Annotated in this window: 13 protein-coding genes; 12 read left to right on the top strand and 1 reads right to left on the bottom strand. The window is 72.4% G+C overall.

Annotation, left to right across the window (positions count from 1 at the left end):
- The first annotated feature begins 448 nt into the window (after nucleotides 1–448).
- Nucleotides 449–1,186: a hypothetical protein gene (locus N8J89_RS27480; protein WP_283659901.1), complete on the top strand. Its 738-nt coding sequence runs from the start codon at nucleotides 449–451 to the stop codon at nucleotides 1,184–1,186.
- On the opposite strand, the gene N8J89_RS27475 is transcribed toward N8J89_RS27480, so the two are convergent.
- Nucleotides 1,166–3,940: an ATP-binding protein gene (locus N8J89_RS27475; protein WP_283659900.1), complete on the bottom strand. Its 2,775-nt coding sequence runs from the start codon at nucleotides 3,938–3,940 to the stop codon at nucleotides 1,166–1,168. The genes N8J89_RS27480 and N8J89_RS27475 overlap by 21 nt on opposite strands.
- Before the next feature lie 183 nt (nucleotides 3,941–4,123).
- Between N8J89_RS27475 and N8J89_RS27470 the strand changes: the two genes are divergently transcribed.
- From N8J89_RS27470 to eccD, 11 genes are all read left to right on the top strand, one after another.
- Nucleotides 4,124–4,447 (top strand): WXG100 family type VII secretion target, encoded by a 324-nt coding sequence (locus N8J89_RS27470; RefSeq protein WP_252486690.1) that lies wholly within the window; start codon nucleotides 4,124–4,126, stop codon nucleotides 4,445–4,447.
- 45 nt (nucleotides 4,448–4,492) lie between these two features.
- Entirely contained in the window at nucleotides 4,493–4,801 is a 309-nt protein-coding gene (locus N8J89_RS27465; protein ID WP_283659899.1) for a WXG100 family type VII secretion target, read from the top strand.
- A 2-nt stretch (nucleotides 4,802–4,803) separates the two neighbouring features.
- Nucleotides 4,804–5,373, top strand: coding sequence for a hypothetical protein (locus tag N8J89_RS27460; RefSeq protein WP_283659898.1), 570 nt, complete (start codon nucleotides 4,804–4,806; stop codon nucleotides 5,371–5,373).
- Between the two features lie 3 nt (nucleotides 5,374–5,376).
- Nucleotides 5,377–6,930: a hypothetical protein gene (locus tag N8J89_RS27455; protein ID WP_283659897.1), complete on the top strand. Its 1,554-nt coding sequence runs from the start codon at nucleotides 5,377–5,379 to the stop codon at nucleotides 6,928–6,930.
- Nucleotides 6,931–7,011: 81 nt separating this feature from the next.
- On the top strand, nucleotides 7,012–7,446 hold the full coding sequence (locus N8J89_RS27450; RefSeq protein WP_283659896.1) for a YbaB/EbfC family nucleoid-associated protein: 435 nt from the start codon (nucleotides 7,012–7,014) through the stop codon (nucleotides 7,444–7,446).
- A 2-nt stretch (nucleotides 7,447–7,448) separates the two neighbouring features.
- A complete protein-coding gene (locus N8J89_RS27445) occupies nucleotides 7,449–7,844 on the top strand; it encodes a hypothetical protein (RefSeq protein WP_283659895.1) in 396 nt (131 codons plus the stop codon).
- Complete coding sequence (locus tag N8J89_RS27440; RefSeq protein ID WP_283659894.1) at nucleotides 7,841–9,760, top strand: WXG100-like domain-containing protein; 1,920 nt, start codon at nucleotides 7,841–7,843, stop codon at nucleotides 9,758–9,760. The genes N8J89_RS27445 and N8J89_RS27440 overlap by 4 nt, the downstream gene beginning before the upstream one ends.
- Nucleotides 9,757–19,335 (top strand): hypothetical protein, encoded by a 9,579-nt coding sequence (locus N8J89_RS27435; protein ID WP_283659893.1) that lies wholly within the window; start codon nucleotides 9,757–9,759, stop codon nucleotides 19,333–19,335. Before N8J89_RS27440 ends, N8J89_RS27435 begins: the two co-directional genes overlap by 4 nt.
- A complete protein-coding gene (gene mycP / locus N8J89_RS27430) occupies nucleotides 19,332–20,546 on the top strand; it encodes a type VII secretion-associated serine protease mycosin (protein ID WP_283659892.1) in 1,215 nt (404 codons plus the stop codon). Before N8J89_RS27435 ends, mycP begins: the two co-directional genes overlap by 4 nt.
- The gene (eccCa, locus tag N8J89_RS27425) at nucleotides 20,543–24,487 is read left to right on the top strand and encodes a type VII secretion protein EccCa (RefSeq protein ID WP_283659891.1); all 3,945 of its coding nucleotides are present in this window, start codon (nucleotides 20,543–20,545) and stop codon (nucleotides 24,485–24,487) included. Before mycP ends, eccCa begins: the two co-directional genes overlap by 4 nt.
- Entirely contained in the window at nucleotides 24,484–25,866 is a 1,383-nt protein-coding gene (gene eccD, locus N8J89_RS27420) for a type VII secretion integral membrane protein EccD (protein WP_283659890.1), read from the top strand. Before eccCa ends, eccD begins: the two co-directional genes overlap by 4 nt.
- Nucleotides 25,867–25,868 lie beyond the last annotated feature (2 nt).

Below are 25,868 nucleotides of genomic sequence, written 5' to 3'. Positions count from 1 at the left end.
AGATGGCGTTGGTGGTGCCGTGTGCGAGCACGCATGGCCACACCGAACCGGAGACCAGCGGGATCAGCAGCAACCCGACCGGCAGCCACCGCGGGCGGCGCGGGCGGACCAGCGCGCGGCAGCGAGTGTCCTCTGTGGACCTCGTCCTGCGCACCAACCCGGTCGGCCTGCCCTGGCCCTGGCGTCCGCGGCCTGTGCCGATGCTAGCCTGCTGGTGAACGCGTTTCGGCAGTGGGGGATGCTCGCCGACTCCGGCTGGGTCACCGCTCTTGCGTACCTTCCGCTGGGCGGGGCCCGGCGCTGCTGGTGCACCGGCGGGTGGGGATGTTCCGGACGCTGAACCTGGGCAACCCGCTGGCCTGGACCGTTGTGGCGGCGGTGGCGGTGCTGGCTACGCTGACCTCGCTGGGGGTGGTCGACCTGCCCAGCCGGGTTGAGGGGAAGCGTGATGAGTCCACTGTGGATTGTGATCATCGTGGTCGGTGGCCTGCTCGTGGTCGGTGGGCTGCTCACCTGGATGGTCCGGTGGCTGCGCAACTCGTACCAGGCCGAGGAAGAGCGGTTCATGGCTCGGCTGCGCGAGGAGCTGCCCAGACGGGGCTGGACGTTCCTGGAGCGTGACGACCGGTACGCCGAGGTCTTCAACGAGGTGCAGCGCCACACCGAGCTGAACCCGATGATCGTCGGCTTCGACCGGCGGCCCAGTGCCTCGCAGGCCCACGACATCGTCACCGGGCAGCACCGGGGCAGGCCGTTCCTGGGCGCGAAGTTCTTCGTCAAGGATCCGATGGACAGTGGCACCAACGGTTCCTTGGGTTATCGCGACGTCATCTGGGTGCGGTTGCCCGCGCCTCGGCCGACGTTGGAGGTGCGCAAGGTGTTCCGGTTGCAGAGTGCGGTGAACGACGGTCTCGGGGTGGGGGACATCCGGGTCGGGCATCCGGAGTTCGACCGCACGTACCAGGTCACGGCGGAGGATGAGCGGTTCGCGCGGGCGGTGCTGACGCCGCAGGTGGTGGAGTTCCTGTTGCGGGATCCTCGGCGCTGTCAGGGGTTCTGGATCCGGGGGGTGCAGTTCGACGTGTACGACGACTTCGCCGAGCAGCGGGATCCGGACGCGCTGCTGCCCGCGCTGGACCTGCGTTGCGACCTGCTCGACCGGATGTCACCCGCCGCCTGGGCCTAGCAGGGCGCGCAGGGCGGTGCGGTTGGGGATGCCGAGTTTGCGGTAGGTGGCGCTGAGGTGGGTTTCCACCGTGCGCATGGTCAGGTGCAGCTCCTCCGCGATCCGCCGGTTGCTCAGGCCGCCCGCGGCCAGCTCGGCCACCCGCCGTTCGCCGGAGCTGAGCGCCGCGGTGCCGGCCGCCGGGGTCTGCTTGGGGCGGGCGCCGGTGGCGACCAGGCGTTCCCTGGCCAGTTCGGCCAGGCGGGCCGCGCCGCAGCGTTCCGCTTCCTCCAGGCAGCGGCGCAGGGCGGTGCGGGCGCCGCGGATGTCCTCGGTCTCGATGCGGAGCTCGCCCAGGGTGAGCAGGCTGGCCGCCAGTTCCAGGGGGGCGGTGATGCCGCTGAGCAGCTCGACCGACTCGCGGAGGTTGGCCTCGCCCTCCGGGCCCCGGCGGGTCAGGCCGGTCAGGCGCAGGGCGGTGCCCAGACCGCGAGGGGTGCCCCAGCGGTGGGCGCTGGCCAGGGCCTGGGCGGCGATCTCGGCGGCCTTGGCGTGGTGGCCCTGGGCGTGCAGGGCTTCCACCGCCCAGACCCGCCAGGGCAGCATCACCGGGTTCTCGTAGCCGAACTCGCGCAGGTGATCGGCCGCGGTGAGCAGGTCGGCCAGGCCCTCGGCCGGTTCGCCGCAGGCCATCCGGACCCTGGCCCGCACGGTTTGGTAGAACGCGCCGGCGAAACCCTGGTCGCAGGTGTGCTCCAGCTCGGCGGCGATCATCCGGCGGCGGGCCAGCTCCGGTTCGTTCAGCTCGATCAGCAGGTCGCTCTGCACCGCCACCGGCACCGTGCCCAGGTAGCCCCACTGCTCCAGCGGCAGCATCTCCAGCGCGGACTCCGCGTAGCTCAGCGCCGCCGACAGCGCCCCGGTGAACTGGGCCAGCTGCGCCCGGTGGGACAACAACAGCGCCAGGCTGAGCAGCGCGTGCGTGCGCCGGGACTCCGCGATCGCCTTGTCGCACAACCGGACCGCCTCATCCAGCTGCTCGGTCCAGGTCAGCACCAGACTGACCGGGCCGGCCAGCGGCGAGGTCAGCTCGGCCGTGGTGCGCGGGATGGCCAGCCCGGCCAGCCTGGCCGCCTCGGCCACCGGATCGCCGCCCATGCCCGAGGCGAAGGCCAGCGCGCTGAGCAGGCAGCGCTCGCCCGCGGTGTCGCCGGGCAGGTCGGCGCCGGGCCGCTTCACCCGCGCCGGGCCCTCCTGCTCGCTGATGGACACGATCAGCCTGCGCCCGGTCAGCGTGTTGGCCAGGTCGGGATCCAGTGGCGCGACGTCCTCGGCGGCCCTGGCCAGCATCGCGATCGCCTCGTCGTGGCGGGTCAGGCGGGCCAGCGCGTCGGAGAGCACCTCGGCCATGGCCGCCTTCAGCCTGGGGTCGGTGACCTCGTCGAAGACCTCCAACAGGCGGTCGACCCCGGCGGCGGGGTTGCTGAACGCCTCGGCCATGCCCAGGCCGACCACGATGCCGGTGCGGGCCTCCGCCGGCGGCGGTTCGGCCAGCGCGCGGCGCAGGTACTCCGCCGCGCCGTCGGGCGCGCCCCGGCGGGCCGCCTGGGCCGCGGCCGCGCACAGGGTGCCCAGCACCCAGCTGTCCCCGGCCGGCGGCACCAGCAGCAGGTGCGCGCACACCTCCTCCAGCGGCGCGCTGGCGTCGTGCAGCGCGGTGGCCGCGGCGTGGTGCAGCCGGGCCCGCTCCTCTCCGGCCAGCTCGGTGTAGACCGCCTCGCGCACCGCGGGGTGGTTCCAGCGCAGCACCGGGTCGCAGCGCAGCAGACCGGCCTGCCACAGGTGGTCCTCGGCCGCGCGGCCCTCCGGCCCGGTGATCCCGGCCAGCCGGGCGGGCAGCTCGGCCGAGGCGGCCTCGCCGAGCACGCTGAGCGCGCGGGCGAAGGCGACCGTGGCGGCGGGCAGCCGGGTCAGCCAGCTGCCCAGGCTGTGCGCGAACACCTGGCCGGTCAGCGATCCGGCCCGCTCCAGCGGGGAGTCGCCGATGGACATCGAGGCCAGCAGGGTGCGCACCATCAGCGGGTTGCCGCCGCTGATCTGGTGGCAGGCTCTGGCCAGGGCGGGATCGGCGGACTCGGGCAGCATCCGGGCGACCGCGGCGGGGGAGAGCAGCCGGGGCCGGATCAGCACGCAGTCCGGGTCGGTGACCAGGCTGCCCAGCACGTCCTCGGCCTCGGCCGGTCCGTCGGTGCGCCGGGTCAGCACCAGCAGCACCGGCGCCTCGGCCAGCCGGGTGCGCATGTAGCGCAGCCAGCGCAGGGAAGGGGCGTCGGCCAGGTCGGCGTCGTCGAGCACCAGCACCAGCGGCCGCTCGCGGGTCAGGGTGGCGGCCAGCCGGTACAGGCCGTGCAGCACCGCGAACGGCGCGTTCTCCAGCGCCACCACATCGGGTCCCGGTTCGGCCCCGGCCAGCACCTGGCGGACCGGTTCGGCGCCACCGGCCAGCAGCGCCTCCCGCCGGTCCTCGGGCAGGCGGCACAGCAGCGGGGAGAACAGCTGCCGCACCACACCGAAGGCGAACCGGCGCTGCAGCTCGGTGCCCCGGGCGCGCAGCACGGTCGCCGAGCGCACATCCGCGACGAACTCGTCCAGCAGGCTGGTCCGCCCGATCCCGGCGGGTCCCTCCACCACGACCACGCGCAGCTGACCGCCGCGGGCCCGCTCCGCTTCCTCGGCCAGCAGGGCGGTTTCGTCGCCGCGATCCCAGAGCTCCATCGACACGGAGAGTAACACCAGGTAACCCACTTACTGCGGGTAGTGGTGATCAAGGCCACGGCACTCTAACGGCCCAGCGGTTTTCTCGTGGTGATTCCACGGTGTTACGAGCGGTGGAAACCCGCAATCTGGTCGCGGCCGGTCACCGGGACCGGCAGCCGCAGAGTGAGCAGGAGCGAACCAGTGACCTCACCGCAGACGCAGGTCAGCACGCCGGGCATGCAGAAGGCGGCCGGTGACTTCGAGGCCGCGCTGAGCACCTCGCTGTCCCAGCTGAGCAAGATGCAGACCGAGATCGGCTCCATCCGCTCGGCCTGGGAAGGCGCGGCCTCCAGCAAGTACCAGACCGCGCTGGACAGCTGGTGCCAGCACTTCAGCAACATCGCCCGCCAGCTGGACACCATGCACGAGACGCTGATCGGCAACAAGAACACCTACGAGGTCGGCGAGGCCTACAACGAGCAGATGGCGGGCAACCCCTTCGGCGGCCAGAACCTCGGCATCTGAGTTCCCCAGCACAGCCCCCATCCGCACCGCACCAGGAGCCTCGCCATGTCCGTATTCCGCATCCACCCCTCGCGCATCCAGGCCGTGCTGGCCAACATGCAGGCCGTCGACACCCAGATCCGCAGCATGCTGACCAGGCTCGAGCAGGACGCCACCAAGAACATGGCCGACTGGCAGAGCCAGGCCAAGGATGCCTACACCTCCTGCAAGCAGAGCTGGGACGCCTCGGCCAGCCAGATGCCGGTGCAGCTGGCCAACGCGCGCAACTCCCTCAACGAGATCCTGGCCAACTACAACGCCATGGAGCAGCAGGGCATGAACATGTGGTCCGGTAACGGCGTCGGAAAGCGCTGACCATGCCCAGGCTCGACAACGATCCCAAGTACAGCAAGCACCAGCCGATGGACCCGCCGCCGCCGTCGTCGACCAAGCAGTGGACCGACAACCCGGCCGACAAGCCCGCTGAGGGCAAGCCGGAGAACCCCGCCCCGCCCGAGGTGAAAACGGTGCGGGACGGGGGATCCGGCGGCGGTGACGTCTCGGTGGACACCGAGGTGCTGCGCCGCTTCGCCGCCGCGGCCGAGGACTGGAAGACCCACGTCAGCACGGCCAAGAGCGCGCTGGACACCATCGACGTGCGGCCCACCGGCACCGAGGCGTTCACCGAGGGCGCCAACATCAAGCGCCTGGTCAACGGCGACGGTTTGCGCGGGCAGTACCAGAAGAACCTGATGGACCTCATCGACGCCTTCGCCGCGCTGTCCACCGGGTTGCTGGAGCTGGGCAAGAAGTACGAGAGCACCGAGGAGCTGAACTCCAAGGGCGCGGACGAGCTGGGCAAGGTGCTGGCCAACGCCGGGCGTTACCTGCCGGGCGGCGCCACGCCGCCACCTCCTCCGCCACCACCGCCGTCGAAGGGTCAGTGAGCCATGGCGGACAAGATCAAGATCCCTGAGGCGCAGCAGACCAACCCAGGTGTGTGGCAGCCGACCGGGAGCTCCGGCAGTGGCGGCCGGACCGACTTCAGCGGCTGGCAGTGGCGGGCGATCGAGTCCGCGATCACCGGCGGCGCCGACGGCGGCACCGGGGCCGACTTCGCCCAGCTGGGCCAGAACGTGACCCCGCAGTCGCTGTGGAACGCGGCCAACCAGTTCCAGAAGGTCAAGGTGATCTTCGAGGCGCTGCACAAGGCGGTGACCGAGAGCACCAAGGCCGTCGGCGGCGAGGGCGCGGCCTGGCAGGGGCCTGCCGCGCAGTCCTTCCGCGGCTTCCTGGACCGCTTCGGCACCGTGCTGCGGGCGCACGCCGAGGAGCTGGCAGGTGGCCCCGGCGGGCAGCGATCGGTGCCGGACCAGCTGTTCCAGGCCGGGAACCGGCTCAACGAGGCGCAGTGGAAGATCCAGCTGATCACCACGCACTACGTCAACGAGGCCAAGCGGCTCGGCGCGCCGACCAAGGACGGGGTGACCAGCTGGAGCCAGACCACGCTGGTGCCCGGCAACACCATCCCGAAGATGGCCAGCGACGACATGCGCAAGGTCATCCAGGGCCTGGCCGACCACTACTACGACCGCACCGCGCCCGCGCTCAAGCCGCCGAACCTGCAGAACTACCCCAACCCCAACCCCAACGGCAGCGGCGGCGACAAGCCCCCGCCGAAGACGGATCCGCCGCCCAAGACGGACCCGCCGCCGAAGACCGATCCGCCGCCGCCACCACCGGGGCCGGAGAACTCCGGCATCAACGGCCCCAAGGTTCCTGAGGGCGTCAACGGCCCGAACGTGCCCAACGGCACCAACGGACCCAACGGGCCGAACTCGGTCACGCCGCCGCCCACCGGCGACGGGCCGAACCTGCCCAAGCCGGTCAACCCGGACGAGCTCGGCCTGAAGAACCCGAACACCAACCTCGCCGGTGTCGGCACGCTGCCGCCGCCCACCCTCAACGGCGGCTCGGTCGCGCCGTTCACCGGTGGCGGCGGCGGAGGTGGCGGTGGCGGACCGCTGCCCGTCGGCGGCGGTGGCGGCGGCGCGATGCCGTTCCTGCCGCCGCCCGGCACCGGTGGCGGCGGCCGGGGCGGGGTCCCACCCTACGACGCCAAGTCGGTCGGCAAGTTCGGCGGCGGTGGCGCGGCCGGCCTGCCGCCGCTGGGCGGGATGCCGATGGGCGGTGGCGCGCCCGGCGGCAAGGGTCCAGACGGGAAACCGTTGCCGCCCAAGGGAAAGATCACTCCATTCACCGGATCCGGGGTGTCCAAGGGCGCGCGAGTGGGTAGCGCCGCTCATCCGCTCGGCGCCTACCCCGGCGCCGGAGGCACGGGTGGCTCCGCCGGGCCGCTCGGGCCGATGGTCCCTGGTGGCGGTGCCGCCCCCAGCGGTCAGCAGGAACGGGAACGCCTCACCTGGCTGGTCGAGGACGAGGACGTCTGGGGCGCCGACCCCCAACTCCCCCCGGGCGTGCTCGGTCGTCCCGAACACCACTGACCGGGCGCCGCCCGGGACCACACCACGCCCCCGTGGCCAGACCGCGCGTGCTGGCCACGGGGGCCCTTGGAAGGCAACGACATGTCCAACCCCTTTCAGCAGGAGATCGACGAGCTGCTGGCCGGCTACCAGGAGCAGCGGGCCAAGCTCGGCGAGATGCAGCGCGCGCTGGCCCAGGTGCGCGCCACCGCGACCGCCGCCGGGCACAGCGTGGAGGTGACCGTCGGCGCGCACGGCGACATCCTGGAGCTGGCCTTCCCCTCCGGCGCGTACCGGCGGATGGCGCCCAGCGAGCTGGCCGCGGTGCTGCTGGAGACCATCGACTCGGCCAAGGCCAAGGCCGCCACCGAGGTCGCGGAACTGCTGGCCCCGTTCACCGCGGGCCAGGAGGACATGCTGGCCGCCTTCCGCGCCGAGGGCGTGGCGGCCTTCGTGCCCGAACAGCCGCCGATGCCGGACGCGGTGCGGCACTACCTCAAGCACGGCACGCCCACGGGCGAGGACAGGCGGGCCTGACCATGTCACAGGGCACCTTCGGCGCCGACACCGACGCGATCGCCAGGGCGGGCGCGAGCTTCAGCCAGCTGGCCGACGCGGCCGAGCGGATGGCCGCGGTGCTGGCGAGCCAGATCACCAGCGTCGGCGAGTGCTGGGGTGATGACCAGATCGGCAAGCAGTTCGCCAAGGACTACCTGCCGGCCAGGGCGCAGGTCCTGGAGGCGTTGCCCGGCATCGCGAAGGTGCTGCGCAAGACCGGCGACGGGGTGACCCTGATGAGCAAGGGCCTGGCCAACGGCGAGGAGCAGGCCAAGCTGGTCAGCGACCTGCTCAGCCGGGTTTCCGGCGACGCGCCCGCCAGCGGCCAGCCCGGCACCGGCGGTCAGCACGGTTCGGGCGGGGGCGGCCGCCGATGAGCTTGCAGATGCCGGGAGCCCTGCTGTGGCTGGTGCCGATCGTGGTCGGCGACCAGTGGCCCAAGGGCGATGAGGACCAGCTGCGCAGGCTGGCCGACGCCTGGGACGGCGCCAACCGCGACCTCACCGCGCTGGCCGCGCAGCTGGACGCGCCCACCGCGCAGCTGCTGGCGGCGTTGCAGGGACAGGCCGCGGAGCAGTTCCGGCTGTTCATGGGCAAGTTCCGCGCCTCGGTGCCCGCGGTGGCCAAGACCTCGGCCAACCTCGGCAAGGGCGCCAGGGACGTGGCCCTCGAGGTCGAGTACGCCAAGCTGATGATCATCGCCACCCTGGTCTGGCTGGCCGTGCAGATCGCCCAGCTGGCGTTCTGGGTCGCGGCCAGCCTGGGCACCGCGGCACCGGCCGCCGCGGCCGCGCAGGCGGCGCTGACCACCTCGGCCCGGATGGTGGTCAAGCAGGTGCTGCAACGGCTGTTCATGGCCGTGGTGCAGGGCGTGATCTTCCAGGTCGGCATGGACGTGGTGGTGCAGGGCCTGCAGATGCTGATGGGCACCCGCACCGAGTGGGACACCAAGAAGACCCTGGACGCGCTCAAGGCCGGCGCGGTCGGCGGCCTGATCGGCTTCGGCCTGGGCGGGATCGGCAACAAGGTCGCGCCGAAGTTCTTCAACGAGAAGAACGTCCTGGGCAGCGGCATCAAGGGCGGCCTGCACGAGTACCTGACCAGCGTCGCGCTGGACCCGAACAACGCCTCGCTGTACAACCTCAGCGCGGGCGGCATCGAGGGCATGGTCGAGGGCGGCACCGGCAAGTTCAAGCACCGCGCCAAGGGCGGCGGCGGCTCCGGCACCGGTGGTGACATGGGCGACCTCGGTGACCTGCCCAACCCCGGCGACATCACCATGCCCGACCTGAACCCCAGCACCACGACCAGTTCCGAGGGTCCCACACCGGGCGGATCGCAGTCCACTGTGGAAACTCCGCCCGCGCCGACCCCGAACACCTCGACCGACCCGAACACCTCGAACCAGTCGCCACCCCCGCAGTCCCAGCGGAGCCCGTCACCCCAGCCGAACCCGACCCAGCCCAACCCGACGCAGCCCAATCCGACCCAGCCCAGCCCGACCCAGCCCGCGCCAACCTCGCCCGATCCCTCCCAGCCCAAGCCCAACCCCTCGCAGCCCGCACCGCCGCAAACCACCACGCCGCAACCCGATCCGTCGAACCCCGAGCCGACGCGACCGGACCCCTCGCAGCCTGCCCCGACCCAGCCTGCCCCCACCCAGCCCGCCCCAACCCAGCCCGCCCCCACCCAGCCGGACCCGTCCAACCCCACCCCGCCCCCGCCGCCCCCGGCGACCCAACCCGACCCGGGCCAGTCCACGCCGCCCGCCCCCACCTCAACCCAACCGGACCCGTCCCAGCCCGCCCCACCCCCGCCAACCTCCACCCACCCCGACCCGAACCAGCCCACCCCGCCCCAGCCCGAAACCACCCAGCCCGACCCCGGCAACACCCGCCCCGCCCCGCCGGATCCCCACACCCCCAACCCGAAACCCACAACCAGCACATCCCTCAACCCACCCCCGCCACCACCCCCGACCCGTCCCTGGTCAACCCGCACACCCACACCGCCGCCACCGACCCCACCACCCCACCCACCACCACCCCGCCGCCCGCGACCACGCCCGACCCGTCCCGCACGGCCTACGAGAACCTGCCACCCCGCCAGCGCGACCAGCTCGACAAACACGGCGCTCTCCCCGTCCCGGTCCCCGGCACCACCCCGCTGCTCAGCTTCAAGGAAGCGCTCAAAGCCACCCTGCCCAAGGGCGAGACCCACCGCCTCAACCGGATCGCCGCCGCCACCAGCGAGCAGGACATCGCCAAGGCCACCGGCCTCCAGGTGCACGTGATCGAGCCGGACGGCACCTTCACCCGGCACGGCGACCCCACCGGCCTGCCGGTGCACGTGGTGCGGACCGAATCCCAGCTGTACCAGGGCATCACCGAGACCGTCCACATCGGACGGCCGGGCATCAGCTACCCCGGCCCGTCCCGTACGGTGGCGCACGGTGAGGACCGGCTGGTGCACCGCAGCGACATGGAGATCGAGACCATCGGCGGTGAGCACTTCGTCCGGGTCTACACCGCCATCGTCAACCCGGCCAAGTTCCCCGAACAGCCGGGCAAGCGGGTCACCTCGCCGTTCAAGGACATCCAGCAGAACCCGGTCAGCGGGCAGCTGAGCATCTCGCCGGGCAACAACCCGCAGCTGTGGGCGGGCATCGGCCGGCCGATCAGGGCGATGCAGTGGCTGGCCAAGTACGTGGTGACCGACGGGGCCACGCTCTCCCCGAAGCTGCGCTCCTTCCTGGTGCCGCTCAACGTCTACCAGCGGATCGCCGACCAGACCGCGGTGGAGGGCAGCACCGGCAGCGACCCCGCCACGCACAGCTTCAACGTCGACCAGCGGGCCGACAGCAACCAGTTCGGCATCGGCGGCAAGCACCTGGACGCGCTGATCGAGCAGGCCCGGCCCGGTTCGCTGGAGACCTACCTGCCGTACTCGAAGACGCCGCCACCGCCGGAGCAGCTGGCCGGGCGGGTCCGGCCGGTGGCCGACCTGTACGAGCGGGTCGGGCTGAGCCGGAAGTTCCGCCCCGACGTGCTGGGCATGGCCTACAACCCGTGGCTGACCGAGAAGAACACCGGCGGCATCGGTTTCCGCAACGATCCGGGCGAGCTGCACCGGATCGCCTCGGACCTGCGCGAGCACTACCTCACCTGGCAGCAGAACCAGGCCCCGGCGGGCACGGTCCCGGACGCGCTGATCCAGCCGGATGCCACCCAGTTCCCCGGCGGCACCACCACTCCGCTGCCGGACCAGAGCCCGACCACCCGGCAGCGGCGGCTGAACGAGTTCCTCAACACCGTCGGCCCCGGCAAGGCCACCGTGGCCGCGGTGGAGTCGCAGGTGCTCGCCGCCAGCGAGGTCGTGGTGCGCGAGCAGCTGCACAAGATGCCCGACACCCAGCCGGCCGACGCCGGTGCCGCGCTGACCGCGGTGCGGGGCACCCTGCTCGCCGACGGGCTGAACGCCGGCCTGGCCGCGGTGCGCGTTCAGCTCGCGCGCAACTCGCTGGCCGAGTTCCAGAAGATGGTGGAGAACGGGCCGGGCAAGGTGAACAAGGTCCCGGTGTCCTTCGCCGACGGTGTGCTGAAGCCACTGGCCCAGGCGGTGTGGGACGGGACCACCGTGAAGAAGCGCCAGTTCGCGGGCATCGCCACCCAGCCGGACCTCAGCCTGCTCACCGGGTCCAGCCGGAACACCCTCGCCGAGATCGTGCTGCCCCAGGTGAAAGCGGCCGTGCAGCGGCAGCTCACGACGGCGGCCTTGCAGGAGCTGGACAAGCTCCCTGGCCGGGGCGCCGGCTGGCTCACCGGTGATCGAATGGCGAGGTTCCAGGAGCTGGTGCTGCGCGACCTCCGCGACGACCAGGGCGGCACCGCGTTGCAGATCGACCCGGCCAAGCTGCCGACCGACCTGCGGCGGCAGCTGTTCGGCGACAACGTGCCCGTGCCGGAGCTGGAGATCGGCAAGAAGCAGCTGACCGAGGCGCTGGGCCCGAAGATCATCAGCCCGGCCACCACCGAGGCGCTGGCCGACTTCCGCGAGCAGAACCTGTTGGGCCGCAAAGCCGATGACCTGCGCACCCTGGTGCGGGAGAACGTGCTGGACCGGCTGAGCACGGCCACCGAGCAGGCGATCAACGAGCGGGCGCTGATGCGGCTGCTGGACCAGCGGCAGCGCGCGGAGCTGGCCACCACGGTCGCCACCCAGGTCAGCAAGCGGGTGACCGAGGGGCTGAAGTCCTTCGTCTTCACCGACATCGACCCGACCAAGGTCGCCAAGCTGATGGGCCGCCTGCCGGAACTGGCCTCCCAGGCCGAGATCGGCGCGCTGCTGGCCGCGGACGCCGACCGGATCAAGGTCGACTTCAACTCCCGGATGTGGAACCCGGACAAGGTCGCCGCCGTGCTGGCGGATGCGGCGAAGTCGGCCAGGGGCAACGGGATCGACCTGGTCGCCTCGGTCGGCCTGAACCGGGTCACGGTGGACTTCGACCGGCAGCGGTGGAACCCGGGGCAGATCACCGAGCTGGGCAAGCGCCTGGGTGCGGTGGTCGGCGACCACGGTGTCGGCGCGCTGACCCTCGACCCCGACGCGATCACCTTGCACTTCCCGGAAGGCACGCCGGGCAACAAGGTCACCGCGATGACCCAGCTCCTGGACAACGCGATCGCCAAGTCCAAGCTCACCGGGCAGGTGCGGGCCGACCCCACCACCAACCGGATCACGGCGGAGTTCGGCGGCCCGATCGTCGCGGACACGCTGACCGAGAACCTGACCAAGGCGATCAACGAGGCGAAGCTCGACGTGCGGGTGGAACCGCGTCCGGCCAGGTTCCGGATCGACTTCGACGCCAAGATCAGCGACCCCGGCAAGGTCAGCGACCTCAAGGCGGGCCTGGCCGAGGTGGCCAAGCAGGAAGGCGCGGGTCTGGTGTCCACTGTGGACACAGCAAGCAACACCATCGGGTTCGAGTCCCGGCTGTGGGACCAGGCCAAGGTCGACGGCCTGCTGGCGAAACTCGGCCCGGTGGTGGCGAACTCGGGACTGGGCAGGGTGGTCACCGACCCGGCCGCGATCACGGTGGAGCTCTCCCGCCCGCTGGCGGACGCGGACCTGAACCGGCTCGGCGCGAAGCTGAAGCGGGCGCTCGACGGGCGGATCAGCGCCGAGATCACCGCCGACACCGCCAACCTGCTCACGGTGCGGTTCGCCACCCCGCCGACCGATCCGGCCCTGATCGACCAGGTGCTGCGCGACCTGGAAACCGCGAGCACCACGCCGGAGCAGACCCCGACCCTGACACCGCGGCCCGGCCAGTTCCGGGTCGAGCTGAACACCCAGGACGCGGACCCGGCGCGGGTCGCCGAGCTGACCGCGGCGGTGCGCGACCTGGCCAAGCAGGAGGGCGTCAGCTCCCTGCTGAGCGCCGACGATGCCCGGCTCACCCTCGACTTCCGCTCCCGGCTGGCCGACGAGGCCAGGGTCGCGAACCTGACCAAGAACGTCAGCCAGGTGATCGCCAGGGCCGAGATCGGCGGGCTGGTGACCACCACCGGCGATGGTCAGTTGACGGTGGCGTACCAGCCCAGGCTGCTGGGCACCGAGGCGGACCCGTTCCCCAACGACTACGCCCGCTGGCGGGCCGAGCAGGAGCAGACCCGGCTGACCCAGCGGGCCACCGGGGACGCGCTGAAGGCGTTGCTGGACAGCGACGACACCCCCGAGCACAAGGCCACCGCGCTGGTCCAGCGGCTGATCGCGGACTTCCACGCGGACCTGGACCACAAGTTCGACGAGGTGTGCACCAAGCACACCATGAAACCGGTGCGCACCCAGGAGACCAAGGAAGCGTTCACCTTCTACGAGCACGCGCAGATGGTGCTCGGCCAGTACCTCAAGCTCACCGCGCTGGAGACCGACAGCACCCGGTTCGTGCCGGTGGAGGCGCTGGCCAAGGCGATCCTGTTCCACGACATCGAGAAGGTCAACGCCAAGAACCAGTTCGGCGAGGGCTACGAGCTGCACGACCGCGAGCCCGAGCACCTGCTCGCTGTGCAGCTGATGCAGCGCTTCCGTGGCCTGTGGAGCAGCGACCGGGACTTCCGGCTGGCCACCGCGATCGTGGACTCCGACCCGTTCGGCTTCTACCTGCGCAACAAACTGTCCAAAGAGGACACATTCGCGTTCATCGACCGGCTGGCCCGCAAGTACGGCCAGGGCACCCCGGCCGAGACCAGGAAGCTGTTCGAGGAGTTCCACCAGTACTACCAGGCGGACTTCTCCTCCTACACCCGGTACAGCAGCTACCTCGACCGAGCCGGTCAGCAGCAGACCGGGCCGAACCACTTCAGCAACCGGTTCGCCACCGACGCCCAGGACCGGCCGCTGTTCGCCCCGGACGGCCGGACCCTCCAGTACGCCCCGCCCACCGACAACGGCCCGTCGCTGCAGCAGCAGTTCGAGGCCCTGCGCGCGCTGTTCGCCACCGACGAGGCCATCCAGCGGCAGCGCGAAGCCCAGGCCGCGGCCGAGACCCGGCAGGCGCCGACCGGCCCGCCCGCCGACACCACCAGCCGCGGCTGGCCGGAACCGAAGGTGGACAACGGAGCCAAGGTCGCCGACGACGAGGGCTGGCGGCACAGCGAACGCGACCACGCGCCCTGGTTCGACCGCGCGGACACCGCGCTGAACCGCGCCGACTGGGCCGAGGCCAGGCAGCACGCGCCGGTGCGCACGGTCAACGCGAGTGTGCTGGACGTGCGCGGCGACGCCCGGTTCAGGGCAGCCGAGAACGCGCCGGTGACCAGTGGACTGGTGCCGCACTACGAAGGCCTGATCCGCTACGACCACCGGCGGATCGAGCTGCCGGGCCGCGGCGCGGTGCAGGAGTTCACCCTGCGGGTGCACCTGGCCGCCGAGGGCAGGGTCACCCACGAGCAGGTCGAGCAGGTCAAGCAGCGCGCCCAGGACGGGGTGCGCAGACTGCTCGACCAGGGCCACCGCCTGCCCGGCGGCGACCAGTTCGCCGCCACCGTGGAGTTCGTGGACCGGCCGGAGCTCGCGCACACCACGGTCAAGGTCGGCGAACAGGGCCGGGGCACCCAGCAGCACTGGCCGGTCACCGCCTCGGACTCGGTGCTGGCACACGAGATCGCGCACTACTTCGGCCTGCCCGACGAGTACGCCGAACGCTCGAACCCCGGCCAGCCGGACACCGCCCGGGTGCTGCTGCGCCCGCGCGGCGGCATCCACCCCAGCGGCGTGCACCAGGACTCCGGCCTGATGGGCGTGCGGGTGCACGAGGACGACGTGCGGCTGATGCCCCGGCACCTGTGGCTGATCAACCGGATCGCCGAGGGAGTGCTGCCGGTGCACGGGATCGTGCCGGTGCCCGCACCGCAGCGCACCCAGCTGGACCGGCACGGCGTGGACCCGGTCCCGGTCCGCGGCGGCACCCGGCTGGAGACCTTCGCCAGTGCCCTGGACACCGGACTGTCCACAGTGGAGACCGGACCGCGGCGGCTGCTGCGCGAGCACGCGGCCACCGCCACCACCGAACAGGAGCTGGCCGAGGCGGCCGGGCTCCAGGTGCACGTGTTCGAGCGCAACGGTGAGTTCACCACCTTCGGCCCGCCCACCGGTGTGCCCGTGCACGTGCTGCGCGCCGCCGACGGCCGCTACCAGGGGGTGGTGGAGAACGTCCACATCGGACGGCCGGACATCAGCTACGCCGGTTCCAGCCGGATCACCGAGGGCGACAAGCTGGCCGCCCTGCACCGCAGCGAGATGGAGGTCGAGACCATCCGCGGCGAGCACTTCGTCCGCCTCTACACCGCGGTCTTCAAACCGGAGACCTTCCCTGCCGGGCAGCTGGGCCAGCAGGTCCTCTCCGACTTCAAGGACATCCAGCAGGACCCGGACAGCGGCCTGGTGCACATCTCCAGCGGAGCCAACGGCGGGCTGTGGGCAGGCGGCGGACGGCCGCTGCGCGCGGTGCAGTGGCTGGCCAAGTACCTGGAGGACGCGAAACAGCCGAAGATGCAGGCGCTCAACCCCCAGCCGGTGCTGCGCTCCTGGCTGGTGCCGCTGGAGACGTACCAGCGGTTCACCCAGGAGACCGCGGTGGAGGGTCACACCGGTTCGGTGCTGCACAAGAACACCGTCAACGTCGACCAGCGCGGGGACGGCAACCAGTTCGGCATCGGTGGCGGACACCTCGGCCCGCTGATGGCCACCGCCCGCCCCGGCTCGCTGATCACCTACCTGCCCACCGGACAGCAGACGCTGGACCAGTCGGCACGGGCCGGGCGGATCCGGCCGGTCGCCGACCTCTACCAGCGCCTCGGCCTGGACCGGAACTTCAGCCCCGATCCGGCGCGCACGCCGCTGGCCTACAACCCGTGGTTCGCCGCCACCCGCGAGGAGGACGGCACCGAGGTCTTCGACGGCTTCCGCAACGACCCGAACCAGCTGCACCGGCTCGCCGCGGACCTGCGCGAGCACTACTACACCTGGCTGGAAACCCAGTCCCAGCACGGCACCCGGTTCCCCGAGGCCCTGTTCGAGCGGGACGCCACCCAGATCCCCGGTGACACCGAGACCTCGCTGCCGGACCTCAGCCCGCCCGCGCGGGAGAAGCGGCTCAACGAGTTCCTCAACACCCACGGCCCCGGTGCGGACATGGTCGCCGCGGTCGCGGACCAGGTGCTCAAGCCCAGCGCGGGCACCCTGCCGGACGGGCTCACCGCGCCGCCGCTGGCCGATCCGGGCCGGGTGCTGGCGACCGTGCGGGACAGCGTGGTGCAGGCCGTGCTGGACAACGGACTTCGGGAGCTGGACGCCTTCCTGCGCCAGGGCACCCCCAGCGGCACGGTGCCCAAGACCGACACCGCGATGGTGGACCTGGTGCGCCGAACCGGCAAGCCGGGCAAGAAGCCCACCTCGTTCGAGGACCTGGTGCTCAACCCGCTCAGTGACGCGCTGGCCTTCGGCACTCCGGGCAAGGGCACGGACCAGCGCACCGGTGGCCTGGTCAACCACCCGGACCTGGCCCTGCTCACCGGGGACAGCAGGCACGCGCTGGCCGCCGAGATCCGCCCGCACCTGAAAGCCGCGCTACAGCAACAGTTCCAGGACCTGAGCACGTTGCCGGAGCCGACCCGCGCCCAGGGCAAGAAGCAGAGCTGGCTCTACGGTGAGCGGTCGCGGGCCTTCCGGGAACGGGTCGTGGCGGACGCGCGAGGCCGCCTGGACGAGGTGACCCTGCCACCGTTGCAGGTCCAGACCGAGTCGCTGCCCGTGGTGTTGCGCGAGCAGGTGCTCGGCCCGGTGACCGACGCCGCGCTCACCGCCTTCCGGCAGCAGGACCTGGCCCGCTCCAGCGCCGACCAGCTGCGCGAGCTGGTGGTGGGCGAGGTGCTCGCGGAGCTGACCAGGCAGACCGAGCACGCCCTGGGCAACCACCCGGTGCTGGCCGTGCTGGACCCGGACTTCCAGCGCTCCCTTGCCCGGCAGGTGCCCGAGCTGGCCAGGGAGCGGGCCGAGGCGGCACTGGCCGGGTTCACCTTCCGCCAGGTCGACCAGACCGAGATCACCAAGCTGATGGAGGGCCTGCCGGAACTGGCCACCCAGGCCGAGATCGGCGCGGTGCTGGCCGCCGACGTGGACCGCACCAAGATCGACTTCAACGTGCCGGTCTTCGACCCGGCGAAGCTGGAACGGATGATGGCCAACCTGGGCAAGGCGATCAGCACCGCGGACCGGGACGCGACGGTGACCCTGGAGGTCCACCGGTTCACCGTCCGGTTCGCCCCCGACCTCCTCGACGTGGCCAAGCTGGACGGACTGGCCACGACGCTGACCAACGTGGCCCGGCAGGTCAGGCCGGGGGGCACGGCCGTGGTGGCCGGGGACACCATCGAGATCACCTTTGCCGACAACCGGTTCGACGCGAAGACCTGGGAGAAGGCCAACGCGGACCTGCGCAGGGCCGCGGGCACGGTCAGGATGGGCGCTGAGCTGAACCCGGTCCTGGGCAACGTGGTCATCGAGTCGACGGCCACGCCGGACCAGCTGTCCAGGCTGGAGCAGGTGGCCACCGCCGCGGACATCGGCGCCCGCGTGACCCACGACAATGGTCGCTTCACGGTGAGCTTCGACCAGGACCAGCTGCTCCAGCGCCCTGCCGCCTTCCCCAACAGCTACGCCGAGTGGAAGGCCAACCGGGAACAGGTGTGGCGGGACCAGCGCGCCACCGGCGACCAGATCAACCTGATGCTCGGCGAGGGCCGCTCCACCCGGGACCTGGTGGAACTGTTGCGCACCAAGTACCCCGGGGACCTGGCCCGCAAGTTCGACGCGGTGTGCACCGAGCCGCGCACCCCGGACAAGGGCCCGGACCGCACGCCCAGCCAGCCGAACGGGCACACCTTCCACGAGCACGCGCAGATGGTGCTGGGCCAGTACCTCAAGCTCACCGCGCGCGAGTCGCACGCCGAGAGGTTCGTGCCGGTGGAGGCATTCGCCAAGGCGATCCTGTTCCACGACATCGAGAAGAACAACGCCAAGAACCAGTTCGGCGACGGCTACGAGGTGCACGACCGGGAACCCGAGCACCTGCTGGCCGCGCAGCTGATGCGGCACTTCCGCGGCCTGTGGAGCAGCGACCGGGACTTCCGGCTGGCGGTCGCGGTGATGGACTCCGACCCGTTCGGCTTCTACCTGCGCGGCAAGCTCACCGCCGATGAGACCTTCGCCTTCCTGGACCGGCTGGCCCGCAAGCACGGCGAGGGCACCCCGGCCGAGACCAGGAAGCTGTTCGAGGAGTTCCACCAGTACTACCAGGCCGACTTCTCCTCCTACACCAGGAACAGCAGCTACCTCGACGCGGGCGGCCACGAGCACCGGGGGCCCAACGCCTTCACCAACCGCTTCGTCCCCGACGGCAACGAGCTGGCGCGCACCCCGGACAACCGGCACTTCCGCTACTCCGGCGAGGCGGGCAACGACGCCAAGATGGCCGAGCTCACCGCCATGTTCGCCACCGACGAGACCCTGCTGGCGCACCGGGACCGGCTGGGCAGCGGCAACCAGCCGACCCCGGCCGACCTCGCCCCGCCGGACGTGTCCCGGCCGGAGCCGATCGCACTGTCCACACCGGACCTGACGCTGGTGCCCACCGGCGAGGTCTTCCTGTTGCGCGACAACCACGGCGGCAGCTGGCCGCCGCTGGACCTGCCGCCCACCCAGCAGCAGACCCTGCTGGTGGCCACCGCCCGCGGCCTGACCCCGGCCGAGATCGCCGAGGCCGCCGGCCAGCTGCCGAGTCAGGCGCGCATCGTGCTCACCCAGCGGGACGCGGCCTGGACCGCGCGCCAGCTCGCCGACCAGCTCGGCCGGCCGGTGCTCGCGGTGAACGGCACCAGCGACGGCGACGCGGTGCGCGTCTTCGACCTGGACCCCGAGGGCTGGGCGCCCTACGCCCAGCTGCTCCAGCACGCCCCCAGCAACACCGCCGAAGCGCCCCAGGTGGCCGCGGTGCTGCCGCCGGAGCGGTGGCTGACCCCGGGTCACGGGCTGACCAGGGTGGACGAGCACACCTTCCGCTCCGGCGACACGCTGGTGCGAGTGGTGCCCGCCGGACTGGTGCTGCACCACATCGAAGATGTGTCCACTCCGGACGATCGTGGCGTGTGGAGCAGGCAGGCGGGCTCGGCCGGTCCGGTGGTCACCCTCGGCCTTGGCGGGACCACGCCGGAACGGCTGGCCGAGGTGCGCGCGGTGTGGCAGCGGCTGCGGTCGCACCTGCTGGACCAGCCGGTCGAGGAACGCGAGAAGGCAGGCCTGCCAGGATGAACCGCACCGCCGCCACCTGCCTGACCGCCCTGCTGCTGCTCGCCACCGGACTGCCGGCCGCCGCCCAGCCCGCGCCGGGCGACCCGGTCGCGCCGCCGCTCACCCCGCCGGGCGGCCTCTCCGGCAAGTGCCTGCCCGGCTCCACCTCACTGGTCGCCCAGGTGCCGTGGGCGCAGCACCGCCTTGCCCCGCAACGGGTCTGGCCGCTGACCAGGGGAGCGGGCCAGCTGGTCGCGGTGGTGGACACCGGGGTGGACGGCTCGGTGCCGCAGCTGTCCGGCCGGGTGCAGGAGGAGCTGGACGTCACCGGCAGCCCCAAGTCCATTGTGGACTGTCCTGGGCACGGCACCTTCGTGGCCGGGATCATCGCGGCCAAACCCGCCACCGGGGTCGGCTTCGCCGGGATCGCCCCGGACGCGCGGATCCTGCCCATCCGGCAGTCGGTGGGCACCTCCGACGGCACGGTCAGCGGCATCGCCAAGGGCATCCGGCTGGCCGTGGACAAGGGCGCCGGGGTGGTCAACGTGTCGGTCACCTCGGTGTACGGCACCGACGAGCTGCGCGCCGCGGTCCGCTACGCCACCGAGCGCAACGTGCTGGTGGTCGCCGCCGCGGCCAACAACGCCCAGGACGGCAACCCGGTCAGCTATCCCGCGGCCTACCCCGAGGTGCTCGCGGTGGGCGCGATCGGCCAGCAGGGCAACCGGTCCCAGTTCTCCGAGGCCGGTGACTTCCTGGACCTGGCCGCGCCGGGGGAGGGCGTGATCAGCGTCGGCCCGCGCGGACCGGGCCACTTCCAGGACAACGGCACCAGCTACTCCGCGCCGTTCGTGGCCGGGGTCGCCGCGCTCGTGCGCGCCTACCGGCCGGAGCTGACCGCGACCCAGGTCAAGCACCGCCTGGAAGCCACCGCCGACCCACCGCCCCGCCGCGCCCCCGACCGGGAGCTGGGCTGGGGCGTGGTCAACCCGCACAACGCGGTCACCGCCGTGCTGCCCGAGGAACAGGGCGCACAGGCCGCCAAACCCGGACCGGTGACCGTGCCGGCCCGCGCCCCGGAAGGCCCCGCCGACCCACGAATCCTGCGGGCCGCGCTGGTGGCCGCCGCCGCGGTGCTGCTGGCAGGCGCGGCCGCCATCGGCTGGGTGGTGCTGCCCATGGGAAGACGACGCCGTTGGCGCGCAGCAAGTTCGACTAGGGAGCAACGGTGAGCACCGTCCAGATCAGCCGGCCGCCGCGCCGCCCGGCCCCGCCACTGCCGCGCGGCGAGCTGGAACTCCAGGAGCCGCCCGCGCTGCCGGAGGCGCAGGCCGCCGACATCAGCATGGCCATGACCTACCTGCCGATGGCGCTGGGCTCCGGCGCGACCGTGCTGCTGTTCGCCAACCCCGGCGCCGGGCCGGTCACCTACATCGCCTCCGGGCTGATGGCGGTCTCCACCATCGGCATGCTGGTCATGCAGCTGGGCCGCGCCGCCGGGGACCGCAAGCGCAAGCTCAAGGGCGAGCGGCGGGACTACCTGCGCTACCTCAGCCAGGTCCGCAAGCAGGTGCGCAGGGCCATCCTGGAGCACCGGGTCGCGCTCACCTACGACCACCCCGACCCGGCCCGGCTGTGGACCATCGCGGCCGGACCCCGGCTGTGGGAGCGCAGGCCCTCCGACGACGACTTCGCCGAGATCAGGGTGGGCACCGGCACCCAGCGCTCGCTGATCCGACTGGTGCCGCCGGAGACCCGGCCGGTGGAGGACCTGGAACCGTTGTGCGCCAGCGCGTTGCGCCGGTTCATCCGGGCCTACACCTCGGTGCCGGACACTCCGACCGCGCTGTACCTGCGCGGTTTCGCCCACATCGGCGTCACCGGGGCCGAGGACCGGCCGCGGGCCCTGCTGCGCGCGATGATCGCCCAGCTGGTCACCTTCCACGCGCCGGAGGAGCTGCGGATCGCGCTGCTGGCCGGTCCGGAGCGGGCCGCGGACTGGGCCTGGCTGAAGTGGCTGCCGCACGCCGCCCACCCCACCGACAGCGACGCCGCGGGCGAGGTCCGGCTCTACGCCGCCGAGCACGACGAGCTGATGTCCTTGCTGGGTCCCGCGTTCACCGAGCGACCCGGCTTCGACCGCACCGCCGCCCCGCACGCCCGCGAACCCTTCACCGTGGTGCTGCTGGACGGGGCCGAACTGCCGGAGCACTCCCGGCTGCGGCAGGGCGGACTGCGCAACACCGTGGTGCTGGAGGCCGCTGCCGACCCCGAGCAGCTCACCGGGTGCGACCTGGTGCTGCACGTCGAGGACGGCCGACTGTCCACTATGGACAACTACGGGCGCAGGCCGCTCGGGCTGCCGGACGGGCTCAGCGCGACCAAGGCCGAGGCGCTGGCCCGCAGGCTCAGCCCCTACCGCACCGGCGGTGTCCCGGATGCCGCCGAACCGCTCTCCGCCGACTTCGACCTGGCCCAGCTGCTCGGCATCGGCGACCCGCGCGACTTCGACGTGCACGCGCTGTGGCGCAGCAACTCCCGCTGGGGCAAGCTCCGGCTGCCGATCGGCCTGTCCGCGGACGGATCGGTGGTGGAGCTGGACATCAAGGAGTCCGCGCAGGGCGGCATGGGCCCGCACGGTGTGCTCATCGGCGCCACCGGCTCCGGCAAGAGCGAGCTGCTGCGCACCCTGGTGATCACCCTCGCGGTCACCCACTCCTCCGAGCTGCTCAACTTCGTGCTGGTGGACTTCAAGGGCGGCGCGACCTTCCTCGGCATGGAGCAGCTGCCGCACACCTCCGCGGTGATCACCAACCTGGCCGACGAACTGCCGCTGGTGGACCGCATGCAGGACGCCCTGCACGGTGAGCTGGTCCGGCGGCAGGAACTGTTGCGGCGCAGCGGGCACAGCTCACTGCGCGAGTACGAGGCGGCCCGCGCGCAGGGCGCCACCCTGGACCCGATGCCCACCCTGTTCCTGGTGGTGGACGAGTTCAGCGAGCTGCTGGCCAGCAAGGCCGAGTTCATGGACCTGTTCGTGATGATCGGCCGCCTCGGCCGCTCGCTCGGCGTGCACCTCCTCCTTGCCTCGCAACGGCTCGACGAGGGCCGCATCCACCAGCTGGAGTCGCACCTGTCCTACCGGATCGCGCTGCGCACCTTCTCCGCCATGGAGTCCCGCAGTGTGCTCGGCGTGCCGGATGCCTACGAGCTGCCCTCCGCGCCCGGCAACGGTTTCCTCAAGTACGACACCACCACCCTGGTCCGGTTCAAGGCGGGCTACGTCTCCGCCCCGCCCGCCGCCCCGGCCGCCACTGGCGGACCGACCCCGCTGCGCCGCGCCGCCGAGGTCCGCCCGCTCGGCCTGACCCACCAGCCCCTCGCCCCGGTCGAACCAGTCGTCGGAGCCGAGGAAACCGCCACGCCGCAACAGGACGGCAGCCTGCTGGACGTCCTCATCGGACGGTTGCGCGGCCAGGGCCCGCCGGCACGCCAGGTGTGGCTGCCGCCGCTGGCCGAGACGCCGAGCCTGGACAGCCTGCTGCCCGGCCTGGACCCCAGCCCCGAGCGCGGCCTGACCGCGCTGGACTGGCCCGGACGCGGCAAGCTGCACGCCCCGGTCGGCGTGGTGGACCGGCCCTTCGAGCAGGTGCGCGACCTGCTCGTCGCCGACCTCTCCGGCGGTGCCGGGCACGTCGGCGTGGTGGGCGCGCCGCAGTCCGGCAAGAGCACCCTGGTCCGCACCCTGCTGATGGCCCTGGCGGTCACGCACAGCCCGCACGAGGTGCAGTTCTACGCGCTGGACTTCGGCGGCGGCGCGCTCGGCGCGCTCAACGGCCTGCCGCACCTCGGCTCGGTGGCCGGGCGACTGGACACGGACAGGGTGCGCCGCACCATCGCCGAGCTCAGCGCCCTGCTGGAACGCCGCGAACAGGACTTCGCCCGCCTGGGCATCGACTCCATGTCCGCCTACCGCGCGCTACGCCGTGAGTCCACTGTGGACGATCCGTACGGCGACGTGTTCCTGGTGGTGGACGGCTGGTTCACGCTGCGCCAGGACTACGAGGACCTGGAGAGCAGGCTCTCCGAGCTGGCCTCCCGCGGCCTCGGCTACGGCATCCACCTGGTGGTCACCGCCAACCGCTGGTCGGAGATCCGGCCCTGGCTGCGCGACCTGCTCGGCACCCGCTACGAGCTGCGCCTCGGCGACCCCCTCGAATCCGAGATCGGCAGCCGGATCGCGGCCAGCGTGCCCAAGGAACCCGGCCGCGGCCTCACCTCCGACGGCCTGCACTTCCTCGGCGCGCTGCCCAGGGTCGACGGCGGCACCGGCGTGGAGGACCTCCAGCTGGCCACCAAGGTGATGATCGGCGAGCTGACCGCCTGCTGGCCGGGCGAACCCGCCCCGCCGGTCCGGCTGCTGCCGCTGGAACTGCCCGTGTCCGAGCTGCCCGAGCCCGACGGCGACCTGCGGATCGCGCTGGGCTGGGACGAGCAGCGGCTGGCCCCGGTGCACCACGACTTCGAGACCAGCCCGCACCTGATGGTCTTCGGCGACACCGAGACCGGCAAGACCGGCCTGCTGCGCATGCTGATCCAGGCCATCCTGCGCCGCTACACCCCGGCCGAGGCGCGCATCCTGCTCGGTGACGTGCGCCGCGAGCTGGCCGAGGAGGTGCCGGAGGAGTACAAGATCGGCTACGCGGTCAGCGGACCGGCACTGGCCGACCTCGCGGTCAAGGCCGCCGGGTCCATGCACAAACGCCTGCCCGGCCCGGAGATCACCCCCGACCGGCTGCGCCGCCGCGACTGGTGGCAGGGCCCGCGACTGTTCGTGCTGGTCGACGACTACGAGCTCTTCGGCGGCGGCATCGGCGGCCCGCTGGAGGTCCTCGATCCGTTCCTCGCCCAGGGCGCGGACATCGGTCTGCACCTGGTCACCGCGCGCAGCAGCTCCAGCGCGATCAGGGCGATGATGGACCCGGTGCTGCGGCGCATGTGGGAGCTGGGCAGCCCCGGCCTGCTGCTCTCCTATCCCAAGGAGGAGGGCAAGTTCCTCGGCGAGGCCCCGCCCCGCCAACTGCCTCCCGGCCGCGCGCAGCTGGTCACCCGCCGCGGCGTGTCCCTCATCCAGCTCGGCCACTGTCCCGCCCCCAGCCAGGAGTCCCGATGACCACCGCCGCCCACCCGGCCGACCAGCTCTGCCGGCTCACCGTGGCCGCACCCGGCGGCCGCGCCGATCTCGCTGTGCCTCAGGACATCCCGCTGGCCGAGCTGCTGCCCGTGCTGCTCCGGCACGTCGACCCCGGCCTGACCGTGGCCGCCGGTGGCGAGCGGGAGTGGGTGCTGCAACGCCTCGGCGACACGCCGCTGGACACCGACGCCACCCCGGCCGCGCTCGGCCTGCGCGACGGTGAGGTGCTGCACCTGCGCCCGGCGCGGATCCCGTTGCCCGCCATCGGTTTCGACGACCTCACCGACGGTGTCGGGGTGGCCATCCGGGGCCGGGCGGACCGGTGGCGGCCGGAGCTGACCCGGTGGCTGTTCCTCGGCCTGGCCGCGACCGCGTTGCTGGTGCTGCTCCTCGCGCTGCTCACCGTGCCCGGCCCGCTGTGGCTGCGCGCCGCCGGATCCGGCGCGGTCGCCGTGCTGCTGCTGGCCGCGGGCGCGATCGCCTCCCGCGCGATCGGCGACGCCCCGGTGGCCGCCCAGCTCGGCCTGGCCGCCGCCCCCTTCGCCGCGGTGGCCGGATCCTTGGTGCCGGGAACGGGATTCGGCGCACCCAACCTGCTCGGCGCTGGCTCAGCGGCGATGGCCGCCACCGTGCTGGCCGTGCTCGCGGTGCGCACCGCGGTGCCGGTGTTCCTGGCCACCGGGGTGGCCGCGGTCGCCGCGGCCCTGGGCGGATTGCTCGTCCTGTGGCCAAAACTGAGCCCAGGTGGCTCGGCCGCGGTGGTCGCCACTGTCGCGTTTGGACTGACCATGCTCGCACCCGGCGTGGCCACCCGGATGGTGCGCCTGCGCCCGCCGCAGCTGCCCGGCGGGGCCGAGGAGCTGCAAGAGGACATCGAACCGCTGTCCGAACCCGAGGTGCTGGCCAAGGCCAAGTCCGCCGACCGGTTGCTCACCGCGCTGCTGGCCGGTTCCGCCGTGGTGGTCGCGGCCTGCCTGCCGCCCGTGGTGGCGGCCCCCGGCTGGACCGCGCCCGCCTTCCTGGCCGCGATGTGCACCGCGCTGCTGCTGCGCTCCCGGGTGCTGGTCAGCACCGGACAGCGGCTCGCGGTGGCCGTGCCCGGCGCGGCCGGGTTCGCCGTGCTGCTGCACGCCGGGGCGCACGCGCCGCTGCCCGCGCTGCGGGTGATCTCCCTGGTAGGACTGGCGGTGCTGGCCGGACTGCTGGTGCTCGGCGCCTGGCGACTGCCCGGCAAACGGCTGCTCCCGTACTGGGGCCGGGCCGCCGACATCGGTGAGACCGCCGCCGCGATCGCCGTGGTGCCGCTGCTGCTCGCGGTGCTCGACGCGTACGCGCTGATCCGCGCACTGGCCGGGTGACC

Origin of the sequence: Crossiella sp. CA-258035 (assembly GCF_030064675.1) — a bacterium.
Lineage (GTDB): Bacteria > Actinomycetota > Actinomycetes > Mycobacteriales > Pseudonocardiaceae > Crossiella.
Note: the sequence above shows the minus strand (reverse complement) of the source record. Positions and strands in the feature narration are given on the sequence as shown.